General features: G+C 57.2%; 14 protein-coding genes. 11 read left to right on the top strand and 3 right to left on the bottom strand.

Going from position 1 to position 17861, the window contains the following annotated elements:
* Nucleotides 1–41: 41 nt before the first annotated feature.
* On the bottom strand, nt 42–2045 hold the full coding sequence (locus QN224_RS11195) for a tyrosine-protein kinase domain-containing protein (RefSeq protein ID WP_173512244.1): 2004 nt from the start codon (nt 2043–2045) through the stop codon (nt 42–44).
* A 730-nt stretch (nt 2046–2775) separates the two neighbouring features.
* On the opposite strand from QN224_RS11195, the gene QN224_RS11190 reads away from it, so the two are divergent.
* The 3 genes from QN224_RS11190 (at nt 2776) to QN224_RS11180 (ending at nt 6468) form a co-directional block, all read left to right on the top strand.
* Entirely contained in the window at nt 2776–3681 is a 906-nt protein-coding gene (locus QN224_RS11190) for a methionyl-tRNA formyltransferase (protein WP_283976706.1), read from the top strand.
* A gap of 304 nt (nt 3682–3985) precedes the next feature.
* Nucleotides 3986–5827, top strand: coding sequence for a sensor histidine kinase (locus tag QN224_RS11185; RefSeq protein WP_283976705.1), 1842 nt, complete (start codon nt 3986–3988; stop codon nt 5825–5827).
* On the top strand, nt 5788–6468 hold the full coding sequence (locus tag QN224_RS11180; protein WP_336621105.1) for a response regulator transcription factor: 681 nt from the start codon (nt 5788–5790) through the stop codon (nt 6466–6468). The genes QN224_RS11185 and QN224_RS11180 overlap by 40 nt, the downstream gene beginning before the upstream one ends.
* 63 nt (nt 6469–6531) lie before the next feature.
* On the opposite strand, the gene QN224_RS11175 is transcribed toward QN224_RS11180, so the two are convergent.
* Nucleotides 6532–7863: a GDSL-type esterase/lipase family protein gene (locus QN224_RS11175; RefSeq protein WP_283976703.1), complete on the bottom strand. Its 1332-nt coding sequence runs from the start codon at nt 7861–7863 to the stop codon at nt 6532–6534.
* Between the two features lie 442 nt (nt 7864–8305).
* On the opposite strand from QN224_RS11175, the gene QN224_RS11170 reads away from it, so the two are divergent.
* From QN224_RS11170 to QN224_RS11160, 3 genes are read left to right on the top strand one after another with little or no spacing between them, the layout of a single operon-like run.
* A complete protein-coding gene (locus QN224_RS11170) occupies nt 8306–8737 on the top strand; it encodes a hypothetical protein (RefSeq protein ID WP_283976702.1) in 432 nt (143 codons plus the stop codon).
* A 60-nt stretch (nt 8738–8797) separates the two neighbouring features.
* Entirely contained in the window at nt 8798–8947 is a 150-nt protein-coding gene (locus QN224_RS11165; protein ID WP_173512238.1) for a DUF5989 family protein, read from the top strand.
* 13 nt (nt 8948–8960) lie between these two features.
* Entirely contained in the window at nt 8961–10793 is a 1833-nt protein-coding gene (locus QN224_RS11160; protein ID WP_283976701.1) for a carbamoyltransferase, read from the top strand.
* Between the two features lie 45 nt (nt 10794–10838).
* Here QN224_RS11160 and QN224_RS11155 read toward each other — a convergent pair whose 3' ends face one another.
* A complete protein-coding gene (locus QN224_RS11155; RefSeq protein ID WP_283976700.1) occupies nt 10839–11345 on the bottom strand; it encodes a hypothetical protein in 507 nt (168 codons plus the stop codon).
* A gap of 727 nt (nt 11346–12072) precedes the next feature.
* Here QN224_RS11155 and QN224_RS11150 point away from each other — a divergent pair.
* From QN224_RS11150 to QN224_RS11130, 5 genes are all read left to right on the top strand, one after another.
* A complete protein-coding gene (locus QN224_RS11150) occupies nt 12073–13668 on the top strand; it encodes a glycosyltransferase family 39 protein (protein ID WP_283976699.1) in 1596 nt (531 codons plus the stop codon).
* An 84-nt stretch (nt 13669–13752) separates the two neighbouring features.
* Nucleotides 13753–14481: a glycosyltransferase family 2 protein gene (locus QN224_RS11145; protein ID WP_173512234.1), complete on the top strand. Its 729-nt coding sequence runs from the start codon at nt 13753–13755 to the stop codon at nt 14479–14481.
* 36 nt (nt 14482–14517) lie between these two features.
* Nucleotides 14518–15657: an NAD-dependent epimerase/dehydratase family protein gene (locus QN224_RS11140; RefSeq protein ID WP_283976698.1), complete on the top strand. Its 1140-nt coding sequence runs from the start codon at nt 14518–14520 to the stop codon at nt 15655–15657.
* Between the two features lie 123 nt (nt 15658–15780).
* The gene (locus QN224_RS11135; protein ID WP_173512505.1) at nt 15781–16782 is read left to right on the top strand and encodes a UDP-glucuronic acid decarboxylase family protein; all 1002 of its coding nucleotides are present in this window, start codon (nt 15781–15783) and stop codon (nt 16780–16782) included.
* Complete coding sequence (locus QN224_RS11130) at nt 16763–17335, top strand: GtrA family protein (protein WP_283976697.1); 573 nt, start codon at nt 16763–16765, stop codon at nt 17333–17335. The genes QN224_RS11135 and QN224_RS11130 overlap by 20 nt, the downstream gene beginning before the upstream one ends.
* The last annotated feature ends 526 nt before the right edge of the window (nt 17336–17861 follow it).

The following is a 17861-nucleotide window of genomic DNA, read 5'->3' as shown; positions in this document are numbered from 1 at the left end:
GCAATTCAATGGGCGAGACCCAATTCTCGCGAGCACGAATTCTAACGGACGTGCGAGGAAGAATTGAGCGGGGCCCTCGCCGAAGACGTGGAAAAGGTGTTCACCTCTACTTCTGTATCCGCGTGACTGAAAGTCTCGCCATTGCGGCGGAATCGGCCCTGAGTCCAACCGATAGCCGGAATGCGTTTGGAAGTTATGACAAAGCCTCCGTAGCGATGGCTTTCATGAACTTCCGGATTAACTTGGTTAATTACGGTGCCGATCAACGGCGCATGGTTCATCCGAAGCTGAGACACACTGTCCAGCAACTGCTCTTCGGTAGTTTTGCCCCAAGACACCAACAAAATCACCCCATCAACAAAGGGCGAAAGCCAGTTTGCATCCCCAGAGGTGAGGACCGGCGGAGCGTGAAGCACAATGAAATCATACCCGTTCTGTCTGAGCGCCAAAATCAGCTCACAGAGTTTGTCTGAGTCCAAGGATCTGAATGGCTCCATCATTACGGGCGTCGCGTCAATGAAACCAAAAGCAGGTAAAGTCGGAATCGTCTGTACCACATCCGCCAGGGAAGCTTCATTTCTAAGATAGCGTTCAATTGATTCCGGCGAACGTTCCGCGCTTTTCAGATACGGGACGTTGTGTTGATGAAAATCGAGATTCACGAACACGGTAGAGCGTCCGTCTGCTGCCGCAGCAGTTGCAATACCCCATGCCGTCGAGGCGTTCGCGACGTCCTGAAGGCAGGAGGTCACCATGACAACGCGATGCGGTTGTTTCGCTTCAGAGTAGCGACAGGCCATATAGACTGACCGCTCTGCTTCTGCTGACGTAAAATTGCTCCAGTCTGGAATACACCACGACCGCTTGGTGTCGGGCGACAGCAGGTGCTTCGGCACCCTTGGTACGTAGCCGAGGTTCGGCAGCCGCAGAAGTTGCGAGATACGCTGCCCGCTTCGGATTCGCGTGTCGGCTGTCTCCAGCATGAGCGCGAGCAAAAAGGCCAGCATAGTGGACCCTGTAAATGCCGCCGGGATAATAATATTGGGCTTAGGAAATGATGGCGAACTCGGAACTTCCGCGGCCGACACAATACGTGCACTTGGCTTTAAAGATTCGGCTTCAAGATCCGACAAGATACGCTGAACCTCATCCTCGATCATGTTGCGAACACCCGCGATCTGCGAATCTGCATCAATCATCTCAGGATGATTCTTGCCAAACTTTGCAGCGAGTTCCGCTCTATTCTGCTGCAAACGGGCCTCTTCGTTCCGCAATGTTATCAAGAGCGGTTGCGTCATGCTCTGCCGAAGAAAAGCCACGGCGCCACCTGTATTAAGCGCGCGTTCCTTATCTGCGATCCGTTCGTACTGCTTGAACTCGAGCGAAGCTTCAACGTATAGGCTGGCAATCGTATTTGCGATTTCTTGAGCGAGTTTAGGATTGCTATTCGTTACAGTGATTCTTACCGCGAGACTCTCGCCAGTCCTGCTCACGGTAAATTGGGATAGGACCGCGGAAATCGCGCGGTCTCGTTGAGTTCTCGTGTCCGGAACTCTAACGGGATCACGTGGCCTCTGGATTCCGATACTTCCTGCGAGATATCTAAGAAGCCGATCGCCGAAGTCTTCCGATTTATTGCCGCCCCGGGCATGCGGGTTGAAGTTCGGATCATCGATGAGATTCAATCGATCGACGATACGGCCGGCAAACTCCCGCGATTGCAGGACGTCCATCTCGGTTTCTGCCGCCGAGCGGTCGCGTTCAAGCGACGTCAAGGACGCGTCAGTCGCAAACGGCCGAACGTCTTTCCGCTCCAACACCACTTCCGAGCTGGCGGTATAGGTTTTAGGAAGCGTATACGATGCAACAGTAGCCAGCAAAGTGCACAGGATGACCACTGAAGCGATAAGCCACATACGCCGCTTGATCAGGGCCCAAACATCTGAAAGGCCTATCGTATGCCCACTCCGCTGAGCGGCGAATTCAACACTTTCTCGATAATGAGCGCGAGCAGATAGGCTGCCATCCGGAACGAATGTCGTCATGGAAACCTTCAAAAATAAAAATTTTCTCTATTCAGTTAGCTTAGTAAAATATTCAATACGGCGCAATAACTCAGTTTGAACTTGCTAGCATCGCATTTTACGGCGTCAGTGTCACGCCTGATCGGCTTCACGTCCGATGTCCTGTGACGCGGAAGACTTAAAACATGTCCCGCGACGGTATCCAGAATAGCGCGCCGCGCATTATTCGCAAGGAATGACTTCAGCTTCGAGGTCTTGGATCGGTTGAACAGGGCGGCAGCGCCCTGCCACTAACCTCTCAGCAAGCGTAGAAAACGGCAATGCTGCACTCAAGCAGCACCCCTCCGACAAATGCCGGCTGCGGCAAGCAACAGCTAAGCAGGAGCGATGAAATGCCCGCGCAAACAAAGGGCATAGCACGTGGAGGGGCAATCTTTTGCCTGTCTCTCGTTGCTAACGAAGTCGAGCGTCACCGCGTACATTTTATGCGCGCTGTTGGTCCACTGGCCCCTGTTAAGCCGACGCTCGTCGCACAGTGGACGTCGGTCAAGCAGCCGGCCGCGTCGGCCCCACGAAGCCAGACGACAGGGAATGAGCATTGAGGAGCTCCGATCGTGAAGAACTGAGCGCTTCCGCACTGGACACCGCAGTCCTTATTGTGTTCAATGAACCCAATTGTACATAACGTTGCATATTGCCCGTCCGGTTAGGACGTCTCGCGCTTGTTCATTATTTTGGCCATTGCTGGATCATGCGTATCGTTTTCGTTGGTTCCGTCGAAAGCTCCAGAATAGCTTTAGAAGCGCTCATAAATGCTGGGCGAGTTCCTGCGCTGGTGATTACTCTCCCCTCCGAGGTGGCGGGACGCCATTCTGATTTTGCCGATATAGGAAATCTGGCGCGGACGGCCGGGAGCGCGGTTTGCTACACGACGGACATCAACAGTCCTGCCGTCCTGGGGGCAATGGCATCGGTCGAGCCCGATCTCACGCTTGTCATCGGCTGGTCGCAGGTCTGCCGACAGCCGTTTCGAGATGTTGCGCGTGAAGGCACCATCGGGTTCCATCCGGCAGCGTTGCCACGTCTGCGTGGTCGTGCAGTCATTCCCTGGACGATAATAAGAGCTGAAGATGTTACGGGCTCGACGCTGTTCTGGTTGGATGAAGGGATCGACTCAGGTCCCCTTCTGCTTCAGAGGCTGTTCGCGGTCGCGGCCGACGAAACCGCACGCAGCCTCTATGCCAAGCATACAGCAAATCTCTCCGAGATGGTGGTTGAGGCGGTTACACTGGTAGAGACAGGTAACGCACCGCGAATGACGCAGGATCATGAGAGGGCAAGCTATTGTGCCAAACGCACGGCTGAGGACGGCCTGATCGACTGGAATGCTTCTGCCGCCTCGGTGCTCCGCCTTATCCGTGCAGTCGGCGCCCCCTACCCCGGCGCATTTTCCCTTTACAACGGCGAAAAGATCCGTATCGACGCAGCCGCACAGATCGAAAACGCCGGTCGGTTTATCGGCTTGGTGGGCCAGGTTCAATGCCATTCGGAACGCGGCTTCGTCGTTCTATGCGGCGATGGTGAATGTATTGATGTACTGGCTTGGGCCTCGCCCACTGGGAAGCGCCCGCCGGTACACAGCAAGCTCCATCGATAAGCGCATTGAATGACGAGAACACGGGCCCGGTGAGACCCGGAGCTCGGGTCCTGACGCCCGTCCGCACCTGGCCCAAGAAACCCATCAGAGTGGCTCCCCAACACTGACCTTCTTCGAGCGCGCGTTGCAGGGGCTGCGCCTTGTCCGCGAGGCCGGCACGGAACTAGAAATCTCGAACGAACCTAGCTCTTCGTGATGTAATTCGACATAATTCCGTGTGTTCTGCCCTGCGACTGCACAAAACGTCCAGGAGATCTGCGGCGCAGTTCTGTAAAGTGGCAATTTTATCGGCACAGGAGCCGAAATGAGAGTGTCGCGTACCTTCCTGCAGGGGGCGTTCAGTCCCCGCCAGTGGTTTGTAACGCTGAAGGAATGGACGGTGGCGGTGAAGCGCTGGGCGGCCGCGATCTCTACAGAAGCGTCCCAAGGCGGACTGGCCACGGCGACCGGTCGCCAGACGTGGATGAATACATTCAGGGCCCGCTCGGACGGCGTGATCGCCATTGCTCGTATTGTCCTGGCGATTGGCAGCCTCTGGCTTACATGGCTGGATGCCACGATCCGGCCCGTCCGCTCGGACTTCGTCTTCTGGCTGCTGGTCGCTTATCTCGTCTACGCCATCGTTGCCGCCCATTTCGTTTGGAAAGCACAGGTTCATCAGGTCCGCGGCACCCTCATACGGCATGTTATCGATGTCGCCACGTTGATTGCCTTGGCGTTTCTTGAAGGTCGCGTGTCCGGCCCGGTCTTCATGCTCATGCCCTTTGTCCAACTGACAGCGACGTTAAATTGGCTCTGGCGCGGCGCCCTATGGACCGGTCTCGTTGGCGTTCCGATCCTGGCATACCTCGCGCTTTCGAATACCGCCTGGTTGTTCAGGTCGGACGTGGATGCCGCAGTCGCGCTGTCGTTCGTTCTCTTCCTGCTGATGGCAACCCTTCTTCTCACGTGGCTCGGGACGCATCAGGAGGCGGTGCGCTCTGAGTTGTTGCGACTGGTCGAACGGACGCCCTCCGCGTCCGACGGGCGCGATTGGCCGGCCCAGGCGGCATTGGACTATGCGGCGCAGGTGATGCGTGTGCCACGCGCGCTGCTGATCTGGAGCGATGGTGACGAACCCTGGACCAACCTCGCGATATGGCAGAATGGCACATTCGAGGCCAGGCATTTGTCGCCATCCGCCTATCTGCCATGGACGCCCGAGGTGCTGCAGGGGGCAAGTCTTCTGATCATCGACGCAAAGCGCTCCCGAGCCCTCATCCATCGCGGCGGGGGACGTTTCGATCGCTGGTGCGGAGGCGGATCGCCAATTTCTCCGGCTCTCGTCGCCGAATTCTCGATCATTTCCGCGATCTCGGTGCAATTCGAGGTGAGCGATGTCGAGGCTCGCCTTTTTCTCCTCGATCCGCCGGCCCAGACCCTCGACGACGTCGCCATGGCCGAAATCGTCGCGGACCGGTTGAAGACACTCTTCGAACAGGCGATATTGCTGCGCCGTCTCAGCGATGCCGCCGCGCTTGAGGAGCGCATAAAAATTGGGCGCGATATTCACGATGGAGTGCTGCAGACGCTGGCCGGCACGGCCCTGCAGCTTCAAGCCCTGCGCTCGTCAAAGCCCGATCTTGACGAGATCGACAGGCGTCTGATGGCTATCCAAGCGATGCTTTTCGAAGAACAGAGAGATCTTCGTGCGCTCATTCGCGCGCTCGAACCGGGATCTCGTGATGACCACGCCGGGGACCGCCAGCTCGCGCCTCGATTGGAAGCCCTGGCTGAACGTCTGCGGCAGCAATGGTCGATAGACTTTCGCTTTTCTCTGGAACCTGAAGACCTTCAGTTGCCGGCAGCAGTGATCGACGAGCTGGCGCGCATGATCGCGGAGGCGTGCGCCAACGCCGCACGTCACGGGAATGCGCGAACGCTCAAGGCCCGGCTTTGCCTCGATGCTGGAACGGTGATCTTGACTGTGGACGACGACGGAACGGGCTTCGGCTTTGACCGGCGCCTTGAGCACGCCGAACTGGAGAGCAGCAAGGTCGGTCCACGAAGCCTGCGTGAACGCGTTGCGACATGGGGTGGAGAACTCTCGATCGACAAGGTGGAGCAATGGACGAGGATAACCATCAAGATCCCGGCTCATCCATGAGTTCGCGCATCGTAGTCGTCGATGATCACTTGATAGTTCTGGACGGGTTGCGCCGTTTGATCGACGCCGAACCCGGTTTGCAGGTGGTTGCGACATGCAGAACTGCCGCAGATGCGATCGAGGCTGTCTCGACCAAGCCAGTCGATCTCGTCGTCATCGATCTGCGCATGCCGGAAATGGACGGGCTGGACCTTGTTCGTCACCTTCGCCGCGACCGGCCGGAGCTGGCTTGCGTCATTCTTACCGCTGATATCAGCGATGAAGAACTTGCCGAAGCGATGCGAAATGGTGTGAGCGGCATCGTTCTCAAGGAGCAGGCGCCGGGTGCGCTTGTCGAGTGCATTCGCGCCGTCATCGCGGGCCGCACCTATGTCGCGGATCAGGGTTTGGGTGCCGCGATTGATCGCATCCGGGAACGCGAGGCCGAACGTCGCTCGATCATGCAGAAGTTGACACCCCGCGAACTCGAGGTGTCCCGCCTTGCAGCCGCAGGTTTGCGCAGCCGCGAAATAGCCGCCCGGCTTGGGATAGCCCCCGGCACCGTCAAGCTCCACCTTCATAGTGTCTACGGCAAGCTCAACATCACGACACGCGTGGAGCTCGCCAATATTTCGCAACGGCTGCAGCTTGGCTCCAGCTGACATCGTGGCGGCGGCGCCACCGGGCGAGCAGCTGACGCTCGAATGCTCCGCGCGATCTTCAGCTCACTTCTTCTCTACGGTTTCCCGGTTGCCTTGCGCCATCGCCTCCACGCGGCGGAGAATCTCGTTCGCGGCAAATTTGGCCCCGGCGGGATTAAAATGGGCATCGGGAGCATACATGAGAATAGGCTCGGCTTGGGCGCGAATGGCTTCATGAATATCAATTACCTCGATGCCCTCGGCCGCGGCAGCATCGCGAACCTTCCGCCTCAGCGGGTCGAAGGGCCGATCTGATGAAAAAGGTCCGATGAAACGGTCTATCCTGGGTACGTAGACCAGTGTAAAGGAGCCGCCCCAGCTCTCGGTAAGTGCTTTCGCACGATGCAATATTCGTCTGAACTCCGGGTTATCCGGGGTAATCTTGGGATAGACCAGCCCGAGCCTCGTGAGAGTTTGTTGCAGGGCGACAAAATTGCGCAACAAGGCTGTTTTCGTGAAAAGCTGCACACTCGTCACTCCGGCGCTCTGGCGCTCCGCCAAAATGCTTCGAGCCTGACGCATGGTTTCTTGCGCGGTCGTTTGCAAACCATAGTCCGCATCCGGCGAAAGCGCGGTGCGAAGCCACGGCACTGCAAGTTCGCGCTCCAAATTCTCCCAGTCGTTGCCTTCGAAGAAGACCATCATCACGTGACGGGGTCGCAAAATTTCACCAAAACGGCCGAGTGTTGCGAGCTCGATCAGGGGACCATTTCCGCGGATGCCTATGCTTGCGGTGCTGAGGCCCCCCGCCCGCAGCCTCGACGCAAGGTCCTCGCCCGGGGGCAAGCAGAAGCCCTCGACGAACGAGTCCCCGAGGAGCATCAGGTCCACGCGGTGGTTATACACGTCGTCGGGATTATTGAAGCCGTACCGATCCGCCGTGTAGCTGACGACGCCGCTTTTGGACGTGCACAGCACCACTTGCGTCGACGGAAAGCCCGACAGCAGCGCCTCGGAAAGTTCGTCCGTGCCCGAAAGCCGGTTCAGTCCACGAAGCGTGAAGCCAGGAACCACATTCTTGTTGCGCTTGAGCGTTTCGGCCTGCGCCTCGCTGAGTTGGCCGAGCATGCCCAACCGGACGGACACGACCGAAACCGTATGCATCGCCTCAAAGAGGAAGAGGGCTAGCAACACGCTCGAGCCACAAATACCGACGAGTGCGGAAAAGCGCGGTTTCGCAAACAGGCCCACGGCGAAGAAGGCTATCGCCAGGAGGCCCGGGATCAGCACGTAACGGACGAAATGCGGGGCTTCAGCTGCAAACAGTTGGTAATTCAGCAGAGCGTAGATGGGGCTTGCCAACAGGTACAGGCCCGGAAGGGCACATACCACAAGCCCGAGATGCCGCTTGATCATGACGCCTTGTCCCCTCTCGCAAACCGTTCAGTAAGAGGTGCGATTGCCGACCGCCGCATTCAGGCGGCGGATTTCGACTTGTCTGTCCTGACGGCTTTGGCTGATAAGAGTATTATCTTTTGCACTTGAACTCACACAAATGGATTCAGAATAGAAATTAATACAGGGGCATTTTTGCGTAAGCGGAATATACCTGCTTCTGCCTATCGAGTCTCCCCGAATTGGGAGAAGACCGAAGTCTGATCGACGGCCTGTTTGAAGCTGCTATATCGTTTCGGCCGGAACTACGCGTCGGCTGCCGTCTATATCCAATGGTATATTGACTGGCCCGACCCCCGCTTGTTCTATACCATTCTCCTTTATTCCTTTCAAACAAGGCGCGACTGCAATACGCGCCGTATAGTATTTTAGAAATTAGCACTGGCCGCTTAGGAAGTGCCCAATGAACAAGTCTCACGAAGCTTTCCTCGAGCATATCCCGGAGGGACCTTCCAACCGCAGCTTCGGCTATACGGTCGGAGGCATTCTTCTCGTTTTCGTGCTCGTAAGATGGCTTATCAGCGGTGGGCTGACAGCGATCTCCTTAGCGATTGCCGTTATTGGTGGTGTCCTCGTCCTGTTGGCGTTCGCCGCACCCGACTGGCTCGCCATCCCGAACCGGCTATGGACCAAGCTTGGCCTGTTGCTGTTCAAGATCGTCAATCCCGCGGTGATGCTGCTGATCTATATCGCGGCCTTCATTCCGATCGGGCTTTTCTTGAGGATACGCGGCTACGATCCGCTCGCCGCTTCATTTGACAAAGGCGTCGACACTTACTGGATTAAGCGTTCACCGCATGAACCGGATCCGGCGACGATGCGCAATCAGTTCTGAACGCAGGCGGGGCTCTGGCGCGGCAAGACCGTCGTCGGATCATGATGGGGGAAATGCGACATGGAACTGATACGTGAACTCTGGGCTTATATGGGTGTCCGCAAGAAGTTCTGGCTCTTGCCGATATTCATCATCTTCGGCGTTTTCGGTGCATTGGTGGTCTTGACCCAGGGCACGGCGGTGGCACCGTTCATCTACACCCTGTTCTGATCCGGGTCCGTCCATGCGTATTCTCGGTATTTCGGCGTTTTATCACGACAGTGCGGCGGCCCTGATCGAGAACGGGCACATCGTGGCGGCCGCTCAGGAGGAACGATTTACACGCAAGAAGCACGACGCCAGCTTTCCGGCCAATGCCCTGGCCTATTGCCTGGCGGAGGCCGGCTGCGGCATGGCGGGCGTCGATCATGTCGTCTTTTATGACAAGCCGTTCCTGAAATTCGAGCGATTGCTGGAAACTTATCTCGCGACAAGTCCTCGCGGGTTTCGTTCCTTCAGGATGGCGATGCCGCTCTGGATCAAGGAGAAACTGTTTCAGAAGAACCTGTTGCGCAAGCACTTGGGCAAGCTCGCTGGATCGAAGGAATGGTCCGGATCGCTTCTGTTCAGCGAGCATCATCTGGCACATGCGGCGAGCGCCTTCTTCCCGTCGCCGTTCGCAAGCGCCGCGGTTTTGACGATGGATGGGGTGGGAGAGTGGTGTACGACCTCGCTCGGCCTCGGTCGCGGAAACAGCCTCGAGATCATAAAGGAAATCCGTTTTCCGCATTCTCTTGGTCTGCTTTACTCCGCGTTCACGTACTATACCGGTTTCAAGGTGAACTCCGGCGAGTACAAGGTGATGGGCCTGGCGCCTTACGGCCGCCCCCGCTTTGCCCAGACGATCCTGGACAATCTGATCGACCTCAAAGACGACGGCTCGTTCCGGGTCGATCAGCGGTATTTCGATTATTGCACCGGTCTCACCATGACCTCACCGGCCTTCCACCGGCTTTTCGGCGCGGAACCGCGAAAACCCGAAACGCCCTTGACCCAGCGGGAGATGGATCTAGCGGCCTCTATACAGGCGGTGACCGAGGAAGTTGTTCTGAAGCTCGCCCGCTTTGCCAGGCAGGAAACAGGCGAGCGCCATCTGTGCCTGGCTGGCGGCGTCGCCTTGAACTGCGTTGCCAATGGCAAGTTGCTGAAGAACCGCATTTTCGACGACATCTGGATCCAGCCGGCGGCTGGCGACGCGGGCGGCGCCGTGGGCGCGGCACTGGCGGCGTGGCATGGACATCTCGGAAAAGGCCGCCTAGCCAATGGGCGAGACGGTATGGCAGGCGCCTATCTCGGCCCGGCATACGGCCAGGGCGAGATCGAGCGGCGCCTTGCCGCAGCCGGCGCGGTCTACAAGGTCTTGTCGGATAGTGAGATCATTGCTGACACCGTCGAAGGCCTGGTGCAAGGCAAGGCGGTCGGGTGGATGCAGGGGCGAATGGAATTCGGGCCTCGGGCCTTGGGCGGAAGGTCGATACTGGGAGATCCGCGCTCGCCGACAATGCAGAAAACACTCAATCTCAAGGTCAAATACCGCGAGAGCTTCCGTCCCTTTGCCCCTTCGGTGAGGCGCGAGGACGTGGCGGAATGGTTCGATATCGACACCGACAGCCCCTATATGCTGCTGGTGGGCGATGTGCTCGACCGGCGGAGATTGCCCCTCGGTCCTGACGAGGGTGCGTTGTTCGGCATAGACCGCCTGAACGTTCCACGATCCGAGATACCGGCCGTCACGCATGTCGATTATTCTGCCCGGGTGCAGACGGTGCATCACGACACGAACCCACGCTACTGGGAATTGCTAAGCGCGTTCAAGGAGCGAACCGGCTGTCCCGTACTGGTCAATACCAGCTTCAACGTGCGCGGCGAGCCCATTGTGTGCACCCCGGAAGATGCATTCCGCTGCTTCATGGGCACGGAGATCGAATGTCTCGTCGTCGGCAACTGCTTTCTACGGAAAGAGGATCAGCCGTCGGCCCTGCGGCAGGACTACAAAGAGTGCTTTGAACTCGACTAGCCACGGAGCGCAGGACGATAACGTCAACATTGGATGATGTGTGAATTAAAGCGTACTGCCGGACGTCTGTAGCAGCTCGCATGACCGCCTTATCGAGTCAGTCGCACGCCAGCCGAGGCGATTCGGTGCGTGGATGGCGGCGGCAATCTCCGGCTCTGCAATCTTTGGCGCGCGGGAGCCCCGCTCGGACACAAGAGTGCGACTTTCCAGCTTCGGAATGGCCACGGCAACTGACAGGACAAGGCTCGGTGCGATGCCATAGCAATCTGTCAGATGACGAAAGATTTTGGACGCACCATAAATCTCCTCGGCGCACATTACTGCCTCGCGCACGCGCGTCCTGTCGCTAATGTCAATATAAAGCACGCCGGGGATTGATAACGGCAGCGTTGTCACGATCGGGTCCAGAACGAAATTGATCGCCTGGGGCGTGACACCGTTGAGAACAAATGCCACGAGTCCGGCTTGGCTTGCCCAATATCCGGCAACAATCAATTCTGCAGGCAATCGCCCCTCAGATTCGACAATCTCGATAACGCTTCGCGTCTGCATGTTGTGCCCACGTCGATGAAAGAGGGGCTGGCGCCGTGATCACAATGGCAATTGCCGGCTGGGTGGCACGCGATCAATTACATTTCGTTGAACGTTTGATGTCAAAGCTTCAAGAGAGGTCTGAGACTATCTTCTTCATTCAGGCCACGCCATATGTCTTTGGATATATGAGGCTCGTTGCGCCGGAGACGAAGGCGAACGGTCCCGGGCCGTCTCCAGGCGCGCGGCGACGGCAGGTTGATCACCGGCGCCGGATCGAAAAAGGACAGTTCCAACGAGCGAGACGATCTGTGAACAGCAGATTCTCAGACCCCTTTGGCTAGGTCTCGCGGCAAATAAGACATGCATCGCAAGCAGATACCGATCGGCCAGCCAGGCTCGGTGGCGGATAAGCGTTGGATATATTAGGTAGTCGACATTGTCGCACGACTATGCGATTATCAAAGCTGTTGAGCGGTCACTTTATAGCCGCGGCTGTGTAATTGCGTACAAAATCGCTTTCAAGGACTGATTTACGCGCTTGGCCAATGGAGCGCGAGTATTTTTTAAGTTCGCGGGCATATCACGCGCATGATGGGGGCTTAGCGAAGATTTCGATCGACGGCTGTTACTCTGCCTGACCGGGTTTTTCGGTGCGGCAAAGAACAAAGTCCTTTGTGGGGTGAATTCTACCTCTGTCAGCACGTTTAGGCCAAACGAACGCACCAGAAATGGGAGCGGCGGCTTTATGAAGCGAGAACAACAACTGCGCGTGCAACCAGGTTCGGCGGTAACCGCCAACGATGCACTGGCTCCTGTTCATGCGAGGGCGCAACTCGTCGCGGCTGTCGTCCTCTCGTTGGCAGTCTCCCTGCTGTTCTTTGCAACGACGTCACACGGAATAGGGATTCTGCCTGACTCCGTCGCGTACATGCGCATAGGAGGCGCCCGTCATTTCGCTCCGCTCTATACCTGGTTGCTGCAATTCACGGCACTCGCTCAGATCGAGCTCGTGGCGGCGGCCTGGTGGCTCAACTGGTTTCTTTATGTCGTCAATACGGTGTTGATTCTTCGGTTGTTGCTTCTTGCGCAGCTGACCCCGACCTGGTCCGCATTGGGCACGGCCCTGATCGTTGGCCATCCGGTCTTCGTCGAATTTCACTCGGTCGCAATGACGGAGCCGTTGTTTATCGCGTTGACCCTCGCCTCCGTCCTCGTGTTTCTCAGGGCGATGCAAGACAACCGTGTCGCAAGTGTCGCACTTGTGGGGGCGATTTTGGGGCTCGCGATGCTGACGCGATTTGCTGCTGCTCCGCTTCTTCCGGCTTTTGCAATCTTGAGGCTGCTCGCGGGTGGCGGAGGCCTTACGAGACGGCTAGTCGATTGTGCTGTGATGACCGGTGCGTGCGGTGCTGTCTTCGGATCATGGCTGATCGCGAGTGAGCTGACATCCGGCGATTCCACTGGACGTTCGCTTGAACTCCTGGGCGACACTGATCTGGCATACTGGATCCGGACGGCGGGCGCCCTGTCGACGATGCTTCTGCCGTCCGCGGCCGGGCCGGTCATTCGCCTCCTGTTTCTTGCCTTCGCCAGCGTTGTCGTCGTTTTCATTACCGTAAACTACGCGCTCGCTTGGCTGCGCCTATCCTCCACGCAACGCGCACGACCGCATGCGCTTGTCCCCATCGTATTCAGTCTCTTTTCGATCTTGTATCTGCTGTTCCTGATTCTGTCCGTCATGATTCAGTATCGACTGACCCTCACCGGACGGTTTCTCCTGCCGCTCTATGTTTTTCTCGCACTCGCCGTCATGACTCCCTTCGGAGCGAGCAGACCTGATTTTGCGCGCCACCGCAAACTTGGGATCGTCCTGGTCGGCCTCGCAGCTGTGATCGGAGCGTCAAACCTCGTCCGAACGACTGTGTTCACCGTAGCCACTTATGAATCGGGTCAAGGATACGCTCACAAAATCTGGTCCACGTCGCCCGTACTCGCATCCGCAAGCAAATTGCCGGCGTCTGCCGTAATCTATTCCAACGCACCGGACGTGATTGAATTCCGCCTGAGACGCAGCGCGGCGTACATACCGCGCCGCTTCAATCACCTGTCTGGCCGGGATGAGGCAAGCATGCCCTTTGCGCAGCAGATGGACGCTATGCGTCGCCGTCTTGCGGAAGGCGACGCCTACGTCGTCTTCATCTACGGCGTGGACTGGCGAGACTACCTGGTCAGCGAGAACGACCTTCTTAATTCCGTTCCGCTCGTCGAGCAGGAAACTCTTGCTGACGGGCGGATCTATCGCTCAGCAACCCGCGCAACCGAGATGCAGGTTTTGCCGTGAAGGGGCCGTCAAAGCATCGCCGAATTGGACATTGGCTTACAGGATTGGTGCACCGAGAAGAATGTAACGGGAGTACGGATCGTCATGCTTCAGAAGAAGATTTTTATTGTTATCCCCGCTTATCAAGCCGCTCTGACACTCGAAAGCGTGTTTGAGAGAATTCCGAGGGAAATTTACGAAAAAGACGTCCGCATCGTCGTCGTGAACGACGGCAGTTCCGACGGAACGGGCGACGTCGCGCGCAGAATTGCTCGTTCACGGGCGAATGCGGAAGTAATCGACCATCCTCAGAACAAGGGTTACGCCCAAGCGCAGAAGACCGGCTTTTTGCATGCCTTGGCTCAAGGCGCCGACGTCGTGGCACTCCTGCACGCTGACGGGCAATACGCGCCGGAGCTGCTGCCCCGTTTGCTCGCGCCGCTGGAAAGGGGTGAGGCAGATGTCGTCATCGGGTCGCGCATGCTCGAGGGCGGCGCCCTGAAGGGCGGCATGCCGATGTACAAGTATATCGCCAACAAAGCGCTTACGACGATAGAGAACCTCGCTTACGGCCTTCGCGTGAGCGAATACCACAGCGGCTACATGCTTTATTCCCGCCGGTGCCTCGAAACTATTCCCTTCGTTCGCCTCAGTGATACATTCCATTTCGATGGTGAAATGATCATGATGGCGGGAAAGCGTAAGTTACGGATCAAGGAAATTGCGATACCCACACGCTACGCGGATGAAAAGTCGCATCTGAAACCAGTCCAGTATGGATTTGATGTACTAAAAATCGTGTGGCAGAATTACCGGGGTAAATACGAATTTTAAATATAACATTTCTTTTTAAACATAGGGAACCATGCCATGAAGATACTCGTCACAGGAGGCGCAGGGTTCGTAGGCTCATTTTTATGCGAGAACCTTCACAAATCCGGACACGACATACGAATTTTCGATAATTACGAACCCCAAGTTCATTCTGGATCCCGGGGTAATCTTAGCGCCTTGTTGCAGCCCAACGGATTACCTATGAAGGGAGTCGAGATCATTTTTGGTGACACTCGCAACCCTGCCCAACTCGACGCTGCCTTGAAGGACGTCGATGCCGTTGTCCATCTCGCCGCGCAGGTGGGGGTCGGCCAGTCGATGTACGAGATCCATCGTTATGTCGATCACAATACGGTTGGAACCGCAGTCCTCCTGGAACTGCTGGCGTCCCGCAAGCACAGCGTAAAGAAGCTGGTCGTTGCGTCGTCGATGTCGATCTACGGCGAAGGCGGAGCGCGGTGCAGCCACTGCGGCGATGTCACACCGACGCTTCGTGAGGCGGAGCAAATGAGGCGTGGCGATTGGGAGGTGCGCTGTCCGATCTGTGATCGAACCGCGACGCCTATACCGACCAACGAGGCAAAGCCGGTCCTGCCGACCTCGATCTACGCCATTTCCAAGAGGGATCAGGAGGAAATGTGCTTGGTCGTCGGCAGAGCCTACGACATTCCCGCAGTGGCGCTGCGCTTCTTCAACATCTACGGTCCTCGACAGTCGTTGGGCAATCCCTATACCGGGGTCGCTGCGATCTTCTCTTCCCGTCTGCTGAACAATAACCGTCCGGTGGTTTTCGAGGACGGCAACCAGACGCGAGATTTTGTGCATGTAAAAGACATAGTGCAGGCTATTTCGCTTGCTCTCGCGAAAGACGAGGCGAATGGCCATGTCTTCAATGTGGGCACCGGTCGCCCGACGTCGATCAAAGACGTCTCGATCATCCTCGCTCGGAAAATGCGGCGCGACATTGCTCCCCAGATAGAGAACAAGTTCAGGGAGGGCGATGTGCGGCATTGCTACGCCGACATAAGCAAAATCCAGCGCTGCCTCGGCTACAAGCCTACCGTCGAGCTCGAATCCGGCATCGAGGATCTGATCGCCTGGGCAGAAGAGCAGAAGGCGGACGACCGGTTCGAGCATGCGGCCGCCGAGCTGGCGAAAAGAGGGTTGGCCCGGTGACTGGCTGCATGAAGTTTTAGAGCGCGTTTGCGTTGGGGCGCGGATGTGGACGTCAGGATCTGGTCGCTGGCCGGAAACTGGAGTGCCATCCCGCTGCCAGCCGCTTCAGATGAGGTAAGCGTAATGGGGCGTCAATTTACAAATCGCGTATTGGTGACTGGAGGGTGCGGCTTCATCGGGTCGCACCTTTGCGAGCGGTTGATCGAAGGCGGAGCAGACGTCCTGTGCGTCGATAATTTCTTTACGGGGTCGCGCGCGAATGTGGAAGAACTGCTTTCCCATCCGCGTTTCGAGCTTTTGAGGCACGATGTGACGATGCCCCTCTACGTGGAGGTGGATAAGATCTTCAATCTTGCCTGCCCGGCTTCTCCGGTGCACTACCAGTTCGACCCGGTGAAGACCACGCGAACAAGCGTGCAAGGCGCGATAAACATGCTCGGCCTTGCCAAGCGGCTGAAGATCAATGTTCTTCAGGCCTCCACGTCGGAGGTCTACGGAGACCCCTCCGTTCACCCGCAGACCGAGGACTACTGGGGCAACGTCAACCCTATCGGGCCTCGCTCCTGCTACGATGAAGGCAAACGTTGCGCCGAAGCGCTATTCTTCGACTACAGGCGGCAGCACCAAACAGCGATCAAAGTTGCGCGCATCTTCAATACCTATGGGCCCCGTACGCATCCGAGCGATGGCCGTGTTGTCTCGAGCTTTATCGTCCAGGCACTGCTCGATGCCGACATAACCGTGCACGGGGACGGCTCGCAGACGCGATCCTTCTGTTACGTCGACGACACCGTCGCGGCCTTGCTGCGTTTGATGGATTCGCCGTTTGATGTGACCGGCCCGATTAACATCGGCAACCCCAACGAAATTTCCATGCGCGAACTGGCGGAGTTGATCATCGACCTCACCGGGTCCAGGTCACGTATCGTGTACCGGCCATTGCCCCAGGACGATCCTTGCAGACGGCGCCCGGATATCTCGCGAGCAAAAGAACAGCTCGAATGGTCACCCAGGATCGGCCTGAAGGAGGGCCTGCTGAAAACGATCAATCACTTCAACGAGCTCCTGATGCGCCCCAATTCCCGAACGGATCTCGGCGCCTTGTATGAGGCACATCATGCTTAGCAGACGGAGGTTCCCTTATGTCGCGAAACTGGGCGACTGTGCCTCGGCCGACGGGGCGGCAGCGCCGGGTTCTCGACTGCAACCGCTGGGCCACCTGTCTGGCGAACCTTATGCCGGCGCAGCACCTCGCCTCAGGCGCAACATCACGCGGCAATTGTCTTTTGTGGGAGGGGTTCTGAGCGCGATTTTTGCGGTGCGCGTGCTGCGATACGCTTTTGTCGGCGGTTGCGCGGCGCTGCTGCAGGTGTGTTTGCTCACCTTGTTCATAGAACTGGCCGACATGAACGCCGTGGTGGCGTCAACGTTGGCGCTCTCAATCTCGGTCCTGGTCAACTATAGTCTTCAGCACCGCGTGACATTCAGGTCGAAATCGAAGCACACCGTTGCGGCTCCACGTTTTGCCGTACTGACGCTCTGCACGCTGGCGGCGAATGCCGTTCTCTTCAACGGCCTTTTGGCTGTGCTGCCCTACATCGCGGCCCAGATCGTCACGCTCGGAGCTATCTTCCCCATCAATTATTATTTGAACCGAACCGTGACATTTCGCCGTTGACCGCCAATGTCGCCCAAAGTGGGCAGCAACTGGCCAACAACATGCGCGAAGCAAGGACATAAAGCGCGTCGCATGCATTCGATTGACTCCGCTGCGCATAGCGGAATTCAACTTTGCCGTTCATTGCGAGCGGCTCGCCTGGAGGGGAACCACCAGGCACTCAGCGGCCCGGTTTGTCAGAAAACTATAATTGGGCGGATTCGCCGAAGACTATTTACAACCAGTTAATTACATGCTTTTTTATTACAGAATTCGAATATGCCAAGGACATTTTGCGCCGGGACCTAGTCAGTCGCGGTCGCCTATATTTTGTTGAAGTTAATTTATCTAGCCTCTCGAGCCAGTCAACGGGACAACCAATAGACAGCAACCTTCGGCCACCATTTACATTGTGGGGGAGAGGTGCAGCGTCGTTGAGCAGGTCGGTGGGGCTTACAGCTTTTCAGGAAGGGGCCTTCATGCTGCGTATACACACAGCCGCTAAGGCAGTTCGTGATCGTTTCTTGATGCTGCCATCGATATTACG

The sequence above is a fragment of the Sinorhizobium sp. 7-81 genome (genome assembly GCF_030124405.1).
GTDB lineage: Bacteria > Pseudomonadota > Alphaproteobacteria > Rhizobiales > Rhizobiaceae > Sinorhizobium > Sinorhizobium psoraleae.
Note: the sequence above shows the minus strand (reverse complement) of the source record. Positions and strands in the feature narration are given on the sequence as shown.

Bases quoted from the DNA above. Each gene is read 5' to 3' on its own strand.
- QN224_RS11180 (WP_336621105.1), top strand. From the start codon at position 5,788: ATGGACGAGGATAACCATCAAGATCCCGGCTCATCCATGAGTTCGCGC.
- QN224_RS11175 (WP_283976703.1), bottom strand. From the start codon at position 7,863: ATGATCAAGCGGCATCTCGGGCTTGTGGTATGTGCCCTTCCGGGCCTG.
- QN224_RS11170 (WP_283976702.1), top strand. From the start codon at position 8,306: ATGAACAAGTCTCACGAAGCTTTCCTCGAGCATATCCCGGAGGGACCT.
- QN224_RS11185 (WP_283976705.1), top strand. From the start codon at position 3,986: ATGAGAGTGTCGCGTACCTTCCTGCAGGGGGCGTTCAGTCCCCGCCAG.
- QN224_RS11160 (WP_283976701.1), top strand. From the start codon at position 8,961: ATGCGTATTCTCGGTATTTCGGCGTTTTATCACGACAGTGCGGCGGCC.
- QN224_RS11135 (WP_173512505.1), top strand. From the start codon at position 15,781: ATGGGGCGTCAATTTACAAATCGCGTATTGGTGACTGGAGGGTGCGGC.
- QN224_RS11165 (WP_173512238.1), top strand. From the start codon at position 8,798: ATGGAACTGATACGTGAACTCTGGGCTTATATGGGTGTCCGCAAGAAG.
- QN224_RS11190 (WP_283976706.1), top strand. From the start codon at position 2,776: ATGCGTATCGTTTTCGTTGGTTCCGTCGAAAGCTCCAGAATAGCTTTA.
- QN224_RS11150 (WP_283976699.1), top strand. From the start codon at position 12,073: ATGAAGCGAGAACAACAACTGCGCGTGCAACCAGGTTCGGCGGTAACC.
- QN224_RS11195 (WP_173512244.1), bottom strand. From the start codon at position 2,045: ATGACGACATTCGTTCCGGATGGCAGCCTATCTGCTCGCGCTCATTAT.
- QN224_RS11130 (WP_283976697.1), top strand. From the start codon at position 16,763: ATGAGGCACATCATGCTTAGCAGACGGAGGTTCCCTTATGTCGCGAAA.
- QN224_RS11140 (WP_283976698.1), top strand. From the start codon at position 14,518: ATGAAGATACTCGTCACAGGAGGCGCAGGGTTCGTAGGCTCATTTTTA.
- QN224_RS11145 (WP_173512234.1), top strand. From the start codon at position 13,753: ATGCTTCAGAAGAAGATTTTTATTGTTATCCCCGCTTATCAAGCCGCT.
- QN224_RS11155 (WP_283976700.1), bottom strand. From the start codon at position 11,345: ATGCAGACGCGAAGCGTTATCGAGATTGTCGAATCTGAGGGGCGATTG.